The 11,881-nt window shown below is 48.2% G+C and carries 11 protein-coding genes; 6 read left to right on the top strand and 5 right to left on the bottom strand.

Translation table 11 applies throughout. From position 1 onward, the window contains the following. Positions 1–6 precede the first annotated feature (6 nt). A complete protein-coding gene (locus IEY24_RS12570; protein ID WP_188932544.1) occupies positions 7–1,662 on the bottom strand; it encodes a UxaA family hydrolase in 1,656 nt (551 codons plus the stop codon). 175 nt (positions 1,663–1,837) lie between these two features. Between IEY24_RS12570 and IEY24_RS12575 the strand changes: the two genes are divergently transcribed. The 4 genes from IEY24_RS12575 to IEY24_RS12590 all read left to right on the top strand — a co-directional run bounded on the left by IEY24_RS12575 (position 1,838) and on the right by IEY24_RS12590 (position 6,510). Continuing rightward, positions 1,838–2,746, top strand: coding sequence for an AraC family transcriptional regulator (locus IEY24_RS12575; RefSeq protein ID WP_188932546.1), 909 nt, complete (start codon positions 1,838–1,840; stop codon positions 2,744–2,746). Further along, on the top strand, positions 2,743–4,383 hold the full coding sequence (gene ade, locus IEY24_RS12580) for an adenine deaminase (protein WP_188932548.1): 1,641 nt from the start codon (positions 2,743–2,745) through the stop codon (positions 4,381–4,383). The genes IEY24_RS12575 and ade overlap by 4 nt, the downstream gene beginning before the upstream one ends. Before the next feature lie 159 nt (positions 4,384–4,542). Further along, positions 4,543–5,124 (top strand): RNA polymerase sigma factor, encoded by a 582-nt coding sequence (locus tag IEY24_RS12585; protein ID WP_015815162.1) that lies wholly within the window; start codon positions 4,543–4,545, stop codon positions 5,122–5,124. Between the two features lie 114 nt (positions 5,125–5,238). Then, the gene (locus IEY24_RS12590) at positions 5,239–6,510 is read left to right on the top strand and encodes a replication-associated recombination protein A (RefSeq protein ID WP_188932550.1); all 1,272 of its coding nucleotides are present in this window, start codon (positions 5,239–5,241) and stop codon (positions 6,508–6,510) included. On the opposite strand, the gene IEY24_RS12595 is transcribed toward IEY24_RS12590, so the two are convergent. Further along, a complete protein-coding gene (locus IEY24_RS12595) occupies positions 6,504–6,758 on the bottom strand; it encodes a hypothetical protein (RefSeq protein ID WP_188932552.1) in 255 nt (84 codons plus the stop codon). The genes IEY24_RS12590 and IEY24_RS12595 overlap by 7 nt on opposite strands. Positions 6,759–6,896: 138 nt before the next feature. Here IEY24_RS12595 and IEY24_RS12600 point away from each other — a divergent pair, with 138 nt between their 5' ends. After that, complete coding sequence (locus IEY24_RS12600) at positions 6,897–7,460, top strand: YfbU family protein (protein WP_188932554.1); 564 nt, start codon at positions 6,897–6,899, stop codon at positions 7,458–7,460. A 199-nt stretch (positions 7,461–7,659) separates the two neighbouring features. On the opposite strand, the gene IEY24_RS12605 is transcribed toward IEY24_RS12600, so the two are convergent. The 3 genes from IEY24_RS12605 to IEY24_RS12615 all read right to left on the bottom strand — a co-directional run bounded on the left by IEY24_RS12605 (position 7,660) and on the right by IEY24_RS12615 (position 10,547). Then, positions 7,660–7,854: a hypothetical protein gene (locus IEY24_RS12605; RefSeq protein ID WP_188932557.1), complete on the bottom strand. Its 195-nt coding sequence runs from the start codon at positions 7,852–7,854 to the stop codon at positions 7,660–7,662. Between the two features lie 71 nt (positions 7,855–7,925). Further along, the gene (locus tag IEY24_RS12610; protein WP_188932560.1) at positions 7,926–8,426 is read right to left on the bottom strand and encodes a hypothetical protein; all 501 of its coding nucleotides are present in this window, start codon (positions 8,424–8,426) and stop codon (positions 7,926–7,928) included. A 159-nt stretch (positions 8,427–8,585) separates the two neighbouring features. Continuing rightward, a complete protein-coding gene (locus IEY24_RS12615; RefSeq protein WP_188932562.1) occupies positions 8,586–10,547 on the bottom strand; it encodes a T9SS type A sorting domain-containing protein in 1,962 nt (653 codons plus the stop codon). A gap of 675 nt (positions 10,548–11,222) precedes the next feature. Here IEY24_RS12615 and IEY24_RS12620 point away from each other — a divergent pair. Further along, positions 11,223–11,852, top strand: a complete 630-nt coding sequence (locus IEY24_RS12620; RefSeq protein ID WP_188932564.1) for a LuxR C-terminal-related transcriptional regulator — start codon at positions 11,223–11,225, stop codon at positions 11,850–11,852. Positions 11,853–11,881 lie beyond the last annotated feature (29 nt).

An 11,881-nucleotide genomic window follows, 5' to 3' on the forward strand; every position in this document is an offset into this window, starting at 1 on the left:
GCGCTATTATAGTGACACGCCCCTTTTCCAGGGGATAAAATCATCCTGCCCCAGTTGCTGTGCTTTGGTAAGTTCACCACTTGCCACCTTGATCACGTATTCAAGCAATGCTTCGGCATTTTGCTCGATAGTTTGCGTGCCGTCTACCACCGCTCCGCAGTCGAAATCGATCACGTCGGGCATGCGTTGCGCGAGCGCCGAGTTGGTGGCAACTTTGGCAACCGGGCAAATCGGGTTACCTGTCGGGGTACCGAGGCCGGTGGTGAAAAGGATAATGTTGGCACCTGCTGCCGTCTGGCCGGTAGTTGCTTCCACGTCGTTCCCGGGTGTGCACACGAGGTGCAAACCGGATTCCGTCGCGCGTTCGGTGTAGTTCAAAACGTCGGAAACGTATGCATTACCGCCTTTCTTGGCTGCTCCGGCAGATTTGATCGCGTCGGTGATCAGGCCGTCCTTGATATTACCCGGCGAAGGGTTGAAGGCAAATGCGGAACCTACTGCCTCGGCTTTGCCTGCGTAGTCGCGCATCAATTTTTCAAATTTTGCCGCTTTTTCTTCGGTTACACAGCGGTTAAGGAGCTCCTGCTCTACTCCATTCAATTCCGGGAATTCCGCCAGAAGTGTTTGCCCGCCCAGACCAACGACCAGATCTGAAAGGTGACCAAGTACCGGGTTCGCTGAAATACCTGAGAAACCATCAGAGCCACCGCATTTCAGACCTACTGAAAGTTTAGATAGCGGTGCGTCGGAGCGTTCAAACTCGTTGATTTTAGTCAAACCCACGAAAGTTTCCTTGATCGCGCCCGACATCAATGAATATTCTGTTCCCTTCTGATGCTCGAATGCAAAGAATGGCTTATTGAAATGTGGGTCACGCTTACGGATTTCGTCTTCTAGTGTTTTCAGCTCCGAGTTCTGGCAGCCGAGGCTCAGCACTGTAATGCCGGCCACATTGGGATGCACTGCATAAGCCGCGAACAACGAGCATAATGTATTGGCATCCAGCCGTGTACCGCCGCAACCACCTTCATGTGTAAGGAATTTGACTCCATCCACATTCTTGAACGGACGTTCTGGTTTCTTTTTCGCAGCTGCGGGAGCGTCTACAAAAGTTTCGAGGTTTTTAATGGTCCGCATATCGCCCTGCTGGTACAAATGTAGGAATTCGCGCACCTGGTCGCGGTACATATCGGTTTGCGCATAGCCGAGCTCGCGCTCGAATGCGTCCTTCATGATGAGCACGTTGCGGTTCTCGCAAAACACAAGCGGCACCACGAGCCAGTAGTTGTAGGTTCCTACACGGCCGTCTTCGCGGTGGTATCCTTTGAAAGTACGGTTTTGCCAATGACTTACGTCCGGCTGGGTGTAAGAATATGGTTTACGGTTCGCGGTACTGTAATCGTGCGCGTCGTGTTTCAGGTTGAATGTCGTGATCGGCTCGCCTTTTTTGATCGGCTGCGTGGCTCGTCCCACGAGCACGCCATACATAATGATGGCGCCACCGGTGTCAATATCCTCCGTAACGAATTTGTGCTTGGCCGAAACGCCGTATTGAAGATTGTAGAGATTCCCCTCATACGTCACGTCCGCGCCTGCGGGCTGATCGCGCAAGGCCACGATGACATTGTCGGAAGGGTGAACTTTCAGGAATTGGGACGCCATATTAATGTTCAGGTGAATGGTAATCTGGTATATTCCAGTGGTTTTCGGTAAAGCCAAATAGAATATATCAGCAAAACAACAGAATTATTTGAATACTATGAACTCAGACATTAGCAAATTTTTCAACTATATTGGCATATATTTCTCTTTTACGGTTTTAATCATGTAATTATTTGTGAAACCGCAGCTACTTAAAGTACCGAAAGGGCTACAAAAGTCTTTCAGCATCCGCCGTGACGTTGTATTGTACTTCTACAACCGCTGGCATTACCATCCTGAATTAGAGCTTATTCACATCGAACAGGGCTCGGGGACGCAGTTCGTTGGCGACAACATCCGAAATTTCCAAAGCGGGGACCTCCTGCTGATCGGCCCCAACCTCCCGCATTACTGGCGCTGTGATGAAAAGTACTTCCATCGGGGCAGCCAGCTTTATGCACAGGCTACTGTCGTCCATTTTTCGGAAGATATTTTTGGAAAAACCTTCCTCGCACTGCCCGAAAACAAGGCCATTCACGATTTGCTCGTCAAAGCCCGGCTTGGCATGAAGATACTCGGCGAAGGGACCGACAAAGTAAAAACGCTGCTCCGCGAGCTCCTCAACCAGACCAACGGCAACCCGATCATCTCGTTAATGCAAATACTCGAAACACTGGCGCATTGTGAGGAGATCAACCTGCTTTCCAACACGCAGTACCAGAACGAGTACGACCAGTACGACACCGACCGCATCAACCATATCTACCAATACTCGATCTCCAATTTCCAGAAGAAGATCTCGATTGAAGAAATCGCCGAAGTCGCCAACATCAGCCCGCATTCATTTTGCAGGTATTTCAAAAGCCGTAGCCGCAAAACCTACTCGCAGTTTCTGCTGGAACTCAGGATCGGGCATGCTTGTAAACTGCTTTCCGAAAACCGCATTTCCGTTGCGCAGGTTTGTTTCGAAAGCGGCTTCAACAACTTTGCCAACTTCAACAAATATTTCAAACTCCACACCGGCAAGAGTCCGATGCAATACCAAAAGGAATTCCGGAAAATTCCTATTTCAGGCCATCTGCCCACTTTTAACACAGCATTATGAAAGCCAACCTCGTCAATATCTTCGAAAAGATCATCCACGAAGCTGAAATCCATATCACCGGAAAGCATATTTCAAAAATCGAGGTTACCGGTCCGGAGAACCCTGCATTACCTTATATATTACCGGGGTTCACGGATGCACACGTGCATGTGGAAAGCTCGATGCTCACGCCCGCGCAGTTTGCCAGACTGGCGGTGGTACATGGGACGATCGCGACGGTGTCCGACCCGCACGAAATTGCAAATGTGCTGGGCGTCGAAGGCGTGCATTTCATGATCGAAGACGGTAAGCGCGTTCCTTTCAAGTTCTGCTTCGGCGCTCCCTCGTGCGTACCCGCGACGGTTTTTGAAACCGCAGGTGCCACCGTGGACGCGGAGCAAGTGGGCCAGTTGCTTGCCAGTGATGATATAGGTTATCTGGCGGAGGTAATGAATTTTCCAGGGGTTTTGAACGAAGACCCCGACATGACAGCAAAGCTCAACTGGGCGAAACATTTTAATAAGGTAATAGACGGCCATGCCCCAGGCCTGCGCGGCGCGGCGGCAAAGCAATATGCCGGTTACGGAATTAGTACCGACCATGAATGCTTTACCTACGCGGAAGCGCGCGAAAAAATTGATTACGGTGTCAAAATTCTGATCCGCGAGGGTAGCGCAGCCCGGAATTTCGATGCGCTGATCCCGCTCGTAGACGAGTTTCCCGACCGCGTTATGTTCTGTTCCGACGACAAACATCCGGACAACCTCGTCGAAGGGCATATTAATGTACTCGTGAAACGTGCGCTGGCGCTTGGTTACGACCTTTGGAATGTGCTCCAAGCTGCCTGCATTAACCCTGTGATCCATTACAGTCTGAATGTAGGGTTGCTGCGCGAAGGCGATGCTGCCGATTTTATCGTCGTCGATAATACAAGCTCATTCAACATTCTCGAAACCTGGATTGACGGCGGGCTGGTCGCGAAACGGGGCGCGTCATTCATAACTGATTTGCGCAGTGAACATCCCAACCATTTTGCATGCGGACTGAAAACCGCGGCGGATTTTAAATATCCTGTAAAAAAGTCCGAAACGCAGATCAGGGTGATCGAGACTTTGGATGGTCAATTGGTTACAAATGAATGGATAACGGACGCAAAAATTATTCACGGCGCAATAGTACCTGACCTCGATAAGGACGTATTAAAAATAGTGGTGGTAAATCGCTATTCGGCGGCTCCGGTGGCCGGCCGCCCGGCAGTTGCATTCATCCGCAATTTCGGATTGAAGCAGGGCGCGCTGGCCTCGTCGGTCGCGCACGATTCGCATAATATAATTGCTATCGGATGCGACGACGAGAGTATTGCCCGGGCTGTGAACCTGATCATCGGGGCGAAGGGCGGCGTGTCGGCCGTAGGTGGCGGAGAGGAGCACTTGCTGGAACTGCCCATCGCCGGATTAATGACCGATCAGGACGGTTACCAAGTGGCTGAAAGTTACATAAAAGTCGATCATTTTGTAAAAGAAGTGCTCGGATCGACCTTAAAATCACCATTTATGTCGCTGTCGTTCATGGCATTACTGGTGATACCCTCGCTGAAACTGAGCGATAAGGGGCTTTTTGACGGGGAAAATTTCAAGTTTACCATGCCAAGTTTATAAAACCCGGGTGTTTTCAGGAAATAGCATCATTAACCTTTGAAATATAATTTTATGACGAAAATATTTTTAAAATATGTTTTTTTATAAATATATTTACAAGTGTAATAATGACATTATTCACAATCATTCCTAACCCCAATTCCAAATCCTTTCCAAACAATGGCTCACCTACGCTACAAGCAAGAAGAAGAACTATGCTTTTGGGATCAGTTCAGAAAAGGCGATGAAAATGCCTACGCATGCCTCTACCGCTCTTACGTTCACATTCTTTACCAGTACTGTTCGCAATTCACGATCGACAAGCCTCTTATCAAGGATTGTATCCACGATTTGTTTGTAGAATTATGGAGAAACCGCATGACGCTCGGTGACACCACTTCGGTTCGCTTTTACCTGATGGCTTCCATCAAACGCAAATTGGTCCGCCATTTGAATGCACAGCAAAAGCATACCAGCAACGAGGATATCCCGGTTGAATACTGGCATATCAATACCCCTTCCCACGAGAACCATCTTATTTCTGAAGAAGAGTTCGAATCCACCAACCAGCACCTGAATGTGGCCATCAACGGCCTGCCACGCCGCCAGCGCGAGGCTATCTTCCTCAAATTTTACATGAACCTCAACAATCACGAGATCGCAGATTTGATGAAAATAAATATACAATCAGTCTATAACCTGGTTTTTGGCGCATTGGGCAACCTCAAAAAGCAAATGACGCTCGACAGGCTGACCTTTTGATAGCAATCTGTTTAAACGTTTAAATAATACCTTTGAAAGCGTGGCGAACTCTGCCACGCTTTTTTTGTGTTAAATTAATCTTACATTGACAAGCTAAATTCCGACACTTCACCCATGAACATGAATACCACGCCCCTCGCCGAACGTCTCCGCCCGCGGACACTCGACGATTTTGTGGGGCAGGAAAAACTACTCGGCCCGAAAGGGCCGCTGCGACGGGCCATATTGCAGAATGCTATTCCTTCGATGATCTTCTGGGGGCCGCCCGGCGTGGGCAAAACCACCCTCGCATTACTCATAGCGGAAACCACAAAACGGCAGTTCTACAACCTCAGCGCCATCAGCTCCGGCGTGAAAGATTTGCGTGAAGTGCTTGCGCGGCCTTCGGGCCTGTTTCCGGCAATCCTTTTCATAGACGAAATACACCGCTACAACAAAAGCCAGCAGGACGCATTGCTAGGCGCGGTGGAAAAAGGACAAGTAACACTGATTGGTGCTACGACCGAAAACCCTTCGTTTGAAATAAACTCCGCATTGCTTTCGCGCTGCCAGGTGTATATTCTGGAAGCATTTGGTGAAAAAGAGCTGAAAGACCTCATTGCCCGCGCATTAGAAAAAGATCCGTGGCTGAAAGAAAAGAATATCAAATTCAAATCCTATGATGCATTAATGCGCCTTTCCGGTGGCGATGGGCGCAAGTTGCTTAACCTGCTGGAACTGGTGGTACTGGGCAAAGGCGACGCTAAAAAAATTGAAATCACCGACGAATGGGTCACCGAGGTGGCACAGCAGAACATTGCGCGGTACGACAAATCGGGTGAGCAGCATTATGATATTATTTCGGCATTCATCAAATCACTTCGTGGCAGCGACCCCAACGGGGCGGTTTACTGGATGGCGCGGATGATCGTAGCGGGGGAAGATCCCTCGTTCATTGCCCGCAGGATGCTGATCATGGCTTCTGAAGACATTGGGAATGCCAATCCGACGGCGATGATCATGGCGAATGCCTGCATGCAGGCGGTGAACGTAATTGGCTACCCCGAATGCCGCATTATTCTTTCGCAAACGGCCGTGTACCTCGCCACTTCGCCCAAAAGCAATGCGAGCTACATGGCGATCGGCGATGCCATCGAGGCCGCCACACGCACCGCGCACCTGCCCGTGCCGTTGCATCTGCGTAATGCGCCTACGAAGTTGATGAAGCAGATCGGTTATGGAAAAGACTACAAGTATTCACACGATTTTGAAGGCAATTTCGCAAAACAGGATTTTCTGCCCGACGAGTTGAAGGGTACCAGGTTCTTCGAGCCGGGAAGAAATGCGCGTGAAGAAGAGATTCGAAAAAAGATGCAATTTTGGTGGGGTGACTGGTACGGTTACTGATCGTCACGCTGTTTAAGTTTTTCCTTAAACTTCTCGAAAGAAAGGTCCGGCGTGGGAACGTCCGGCGTGGAAACGTCCGGCGTAGCCTGTTCCTCGGTTCGGGCTATGCCTTTCAGGTCGCCTTCCAGCTTTTTTGCGAGCTTTTTCAAATTTTCGGTCGTTTCCATCCGGTCCACATAATCAGACAGCGGCTCCTGGCTCTTGTGATCGTTATCCGGGACGGTTGAGTCAGCGTGTAACTGTTCCATAGGTTGAGTCGTGAAAGCATATTCGCCGGCGGTCGTTGACAAGCCGCGTAAGTTATGCGATTGTAAAAGAGCAAACTTTCCGGAACATTGCAAGGAAAGTCAACATAAAATGTACCTAATACCACTAAATTGCCAAAAATGTCGAACCAACCTACTATGATTCCTGAAAGCATTCCTCTGATTGACAGACAACTGCTGATAAACCAGTGCAGGATACTCTCCATCATTGGTGACGAAAAAGAACGCGATCTCTGCGAAAAACGGATTGAAATACTGGAAAAAGGCTATACAGGACTCTATCCCAAAGTATTTAACAACTTGTACGAGGAAGTACCGATGAGCGTCTACAACGAGATTTCCGATATCATGAAGATGTACAGCCGTATCAACGATTCCATTCGGCTGCTCCCGGAATCGGACAAAGAGTTACTTGATCTGGCTTCACTGGAATTCGAAGGATTCGATCAGGATAGCGGTATGCATTATTATATGATGTCGTACCTGGTCGACCGAATGGACGAGCACGGTGACTACAAAGGGCGTGAATTGAAGTCACACAAAAGTGATTCACTGATTAAATATAACCGGATGCTTTCGGTATATTTTGACTATGAAAATGCCCAAAAGCAGCAATATTCGGCGCTTGATTTGCAAAAATTTATCGACCAGGTAAGGACGATAGTGCTTGATACTCAACAGTAATACGCGATCGCTTACCGATTAGTAAGTACATGCTATCTAACGGCTACAAAAAATATTATTTCCTAAACAAAAAACAATGTTTTGAATAAAGAAATCATTAAGTTTGTATCGAAAACCCGTGAAAAGGTTTTCAATAACGTTGAGTAAAATCAGACATCCCGGTTACCTTGTAATTGGGATGTTTTTTTATGCCCCTACCTTAATGCAGATGTATTTTTCTAAGCCTGTTAGCGTTGCGTTTGAGAAACAAACGTTCGCTGATTGAATAGTGGGTATGCGCGCTCTTCCTGTTCAGATCCAGAACCAGCCAGAACCCGCCTGCCGCCGCGCCGAAAAGGGCTATGATAACCAGCATCGGTGCAATGTTGTAGATATTTTGAAGTAACTGTGCCATAGTATCCGCTGTTAGTCAGGTTTGGCGGATATACATAAATAATCGTACCAGCACAGTACATTCCCCAACCGCTACTTCCTAGCGCTGAGCACTTTCGCGTCACAGCCCACCACCGCATTGTTGACATAGCCGACGCTTAGACCTGAGACTTTCGTGGTTTTCCCTGCCGGGAGCGGCGTTTTGATGGTGACAATCTTCGAGGTTAAGACAGCCTGTACGTCATTGAGGTATTTAAACTCCACTTCCACACTTTTCACGGGCGTGGCCGAGGTGTTTTCGAGCTCCATCGTATGGATGGCGAGACCACCCACCGGATGCCATTCGTTGGTCGTGATATTTATTTTGGCTGCAAGCTCCTCACCCGATCTCCCCACTCCTGCTTGCAAAGAGTCTCCGGAACTCAGCACCTTTGTTTCCGTTTTCACCACCTCCTGCTTTTTCAGGAAGTCGAACTGTTTATAGTAGTAAAGAATGTAAATGAAGGCACAAACCGGAATGATCGCACTGGCCCATTTTAATACCGGAATAAGGACCTTTCTGAACTTGCTCTTTTTACCTCTTTTGCTGGGCATAATAAAACTAACGTTGGTAGTCGGGATACTTTAAAAGCTCAAATATACCGCTCTACCGTTTTAAAAAAAGTACTTGCCGCTCCTTTTTGAAGCACAACATATAAAAAACAAACCGCTGGCTTTTGGCCAGCGGTTTGTCCGTGTATCGTGTGGACAGGACTACTGTCTTACAAATCTCTGAGAGCTTATAGTACCGTCGGTATGTGTCACCTGGACCACATATGCACCAGCTACAAGATTACGTGTGCTGATACCCGAGAGCAATGCGTTGGAAGCTTCGAAAACGACTTTACCAGAGGCATTTACCACCTTCACCAGACTCACTTTGCTCCAATCACCCACATTGAGTGTCAGGCTTTGCGAAGCGCTTACAGGGTTAGGGTAAGCCAATGCGAGCGCTTTGAAGTTCAGGTTTTCGATGCTGCTGTAAGAGTACGTTTCGTCGAGATCCACCATTTTCAGACGGTAGAGGTTCTGGCCTCTCAGTGGAGTTGCGTCCACGAATGAATAGTATTGATTCACGGTGCTCTCTTTGTGAGAAGCTAATGAACCGATCTTCGCCCAGTTTTTACCGTTCTGGCTGCGTTCGATATCAAAACGGTCGCTGTTGGTTTCTTCCGAAGTAGACCACGACAAAGAGGCTGTTTGGCCTTCCGCCAGGGCCTTGAAGCTAATCAGGGTTACTGGCAACGCTTTTTCGATCAACATTGTGAAAGATGCAACCGCGGTTTGGCCGAACTGGTTGGTGGCCTGTACGTCGAACGTATAAGTACCGTCTTGTCCGGTAGCAGGAGTACCTGCGAAATTACCGTCAGGATTAAGCGTAATAGTGTTTGGCAACGTACCGGCCAGGGTACGTCCGCCAGGTGCCGACACCTCGAACAAAGCATAAGTAAACTCCGTAGGCAGGCCGCACTGGATGCTGAAACTTGGTATGTCGTTGGTTTCTGCTTCAAATAGGTTGGATGCGACCGGGTCGAACACTCGGCCAGCGCTTACTGTTCCGCCTGTAAACGTTACAGGAGGGCGTGAGCTTAATTCGTGAATGCGCAAACCGTTAAATACCCCCGCAGTCGCAGTCGCCGTGATTACAATTCTGTCGAAGCTGCCACCCGGAACAAAGGACAACGTCACCAGATTGTTGTTCTCAAAGGGCGTGAGTAAGTTCAAACTCAACAGACCTCCACCTACGTTCTGCGTACTAACGAGCGTTGTGCCTAAATAGGCGCGGATATTAATGTTATTCAATAATGCCAAGTTTAAAAGTCCCCCTGGTCTGGAAATCGTCGCCAGAACCTGGTTCGTACCTGGGGATGGTGTGCCGAGGTAAACAGTTTGCGAAACTGACGATGCAACCCCTACGGTACCATTTTGCAAAAAGGCATAGTTGGTTGGCGTTACAACGCCGTCGATCGCCTTTTCAGGGTCTTGCAATGGATTGACCAACGAAAGATCGATACCCGTTGCATCCGGGTCGACGCCGGCAAAGGCGAATCCTGCCGCCTCGCATGGCGTGAACACCTGATTCGCATAGGTGGAAATAGCATCCACATCCATGTGAACCGTACCAATCGCTACCCCAAGGATTCCTGTGAAACCGGAGAAGTTCAGTCGGACGGTTACAGCATTATAACTTGCGGTCGACGTAACGGCCAGGTATAGATTGTTGTCCTTATCTTTCACTAATTCAGCCGATGCAGTACCCGCGTTGGTTGTCGTAACGATACCATCAGCTTGAAGAATTCCCAGCAAATTCACCAGACTTCCCAGATCCAGAGAAAGCCCTTCGGCAACTGGTGCTTTTATTTTTACATACGATTTCTGGCCCGCCGCAACATTCGCAGGCAAGTTTAGCGTCACGCTGGCCCAGCTCGCATACGTTACAACTGCAATTTTCAATCCAGAAGCATTGAGCCTTCCGTATTTCCCGTCTGGGGCACCGGTAACGCTGTCGATTTTTGTTACGGAAGCGGGTGCGAGGTTACTGGAGGTAGCACTGCTTGCTGACGTGGCATGTTCTGCCGCAAACGATAGCTGCGAAGATAGCACTGTCGCGGCAAGCACAGCGGCGACCTTCAGCGCACTGAGTTTTCTAATTAAAGAGCCGATAGAACTTTTCATAATGATAGAAATTTTAGAATAGTAACAAATCGTTATGTGAATAAAGGAACATGAATACTTGACAATCAATTAGTTATGATCAAACCAAAAATTCCGGAAACCCGCCGGCATGATTAATTCCTGAGTGGTGTCCCATTAGCGCGTTCGCTTACATATATACGCGAACACTCCCGACGGACTTCTGTGAAGGTGTCATTTAACGAATAACCGGGTGCCGGTCAAGAGAGATGAGTAAAAGTTTTTCTGTTACCGTACTATTAAAATTGGTTTAAATATGTTGATGAATGATGAAAGTGCGTCAAATTTAGCAGGTTAACTAGTTATACTATTTTACTCAAAGTAGATAGTACTTATTTGCAAATGTATTTATAAATGGATCAAAATAAACCCACATATTATTAGTATGAATATACCCCCCAAAAATTAGGGTAGTAAAATTAATTTTATCCACATAATAGTTGTAAATTCACCCAGGGTAGTCGCCGAAAAATAATCCATGCTTGACGTTTAATGGTAATTTTCAGCACTTTCCGAGTATTTAGCGCAGCACGATCCACTCTATCACACAACGGCGCATATGCCCCTGTTCCTTTGTTCATTACCCAAAAAAGCATGCTGGTGTAATTGTACAAAACAGGGCTCTTAAACTAGCCGTACAACCGTAAAAGTAATTCTATGAACATAGTTTTAGTCGACGAACAACTTCTTTTAGCCGATGCCCTCCAAAGCCTTCTGAGAATGTTGCCTGAAGTGCAAGCCGTGGAAACCTACATTGACGGCAAGCATTTTCTGAGTGAAAGAAGCACTACTCCGCCTGATATCCTCGTCATGGATCTCGCCCTGAACGGGCTGAACGGACTCGAACTGCTGGACGTCTGCCGTTCGACGCTACCCAGGGAAATGAAAGTGATCGTGCTATCGACAGTGACCGACGTGCAAACAATCAAACACACGGTCAGGAGGGGCGCCAATGGCTTCCTTTCTAAATCTACTCCCTTCGAAGAATTCAAGGAATCCATTTTCCAGGTTGCGCTGGGCAAGCAGTATATTAGCCGAGGCATTCGCGACAGCTTGATTAACAGCGTATTTACAGAAGAAGAAGTTGTAATGCACCTTTCCCCTCGCGAAAAGGAAGTACTGCAAAAGGTTTGTGGCGGCCATACGATCAAGGAAATCGCCTACGAATTGAAACTGAGCGCCCATACCGTTCAGTATTACCACCGCAGCGTGATGGACAAACTCAAAGTCCGGCGCACCACCGACCTCATCGTATATGCTATGCAGCACGGCCTCTATATCCCGTAGGCCGGGCCTTACCCGGCCTACGGCCGCTA

It is taken from the genome of Dyadobacter endophyticus (genome assembly GCF_014641595.1).
Taxonomy (GTDB): domain Bacteria; phylum Bacteroidota; class Bacteroidia; order Cytophagales; family Spirosomataceae; genus Dyadobacter; species Dyadobacter endophyticus.

Bases quoted from the DNA above. Each gene is read 5' to 3' on its own strand.
- ade (WP_188932548.1), top strand. From the start codon at position 2,743: ATGAAAGCCAACCTCGTCAATATCTTCGAAAAGATCATCCACGAAGCT.
- IEY24_RS12585 (WP_015815162.1), top strand. From the start codon at position 4,543: ATGGCTCACCTACGCTACAAGCAAGAAGAAGAACTATGCTTTTGGGAT.
- IEY24_RS12620 (WP_188932564.1), top strand. From the start codon at position 11,223: ATGAACATAGTTTTAGTCGACGAACAACTTCTTTTAGCCGATGCCCTC.
- IEY24_RS12615 (WP_188932562.1), bottom strand. From the start codon at position 10,547: ATGAAAAGTTCTATCGGCTCTTTAATTAGAAAACTCAGTGCGCTGAAG.
- IEY24_RS12600 (WP_188932554.1), top strand. From the start codon at position 6,897: ATGTCGAACCAACCTACTATGATTCCTGAAAGCATTCCTCTGATTGAC.
- IEY24_RS12570 (WP_188932544.1), bottom strand. From the start codon at position 1,662: ATGGCGTCCCAATTCCTGAAAGTTCACCCTTCCGACAATGTCATCGTG.
- IEY24_RS12610 (WP_188932560.1), bottom strand. From the start codon at position 8,426: ATGCCCAGCAAAAGAGGTAAAAAGAGCAAGTTCAGAAAGGTCCTTATT.
- IEY24_RS12590 (WP_188932550.1), top strand. From the start codon at position 5,239: ATGAACATGAATACCACGCCCCTCGCCGAACGTCTCCGCCCGCGGACA.
- IEY24_RS12595 (WP_188932552.1), bottom strand. From the start codon at position 6,758: ATGGAACAGTTACACGCTGACTCAACCGTCCCGGATAACGATCACAAG.
- IEY24_RS12605 (WP_188932557.1), bottom strand. From the start codon at position 7,854: ATGGCACAGTTACTTCAAAATATCTACAACATTGCACCGATGCTGGTT.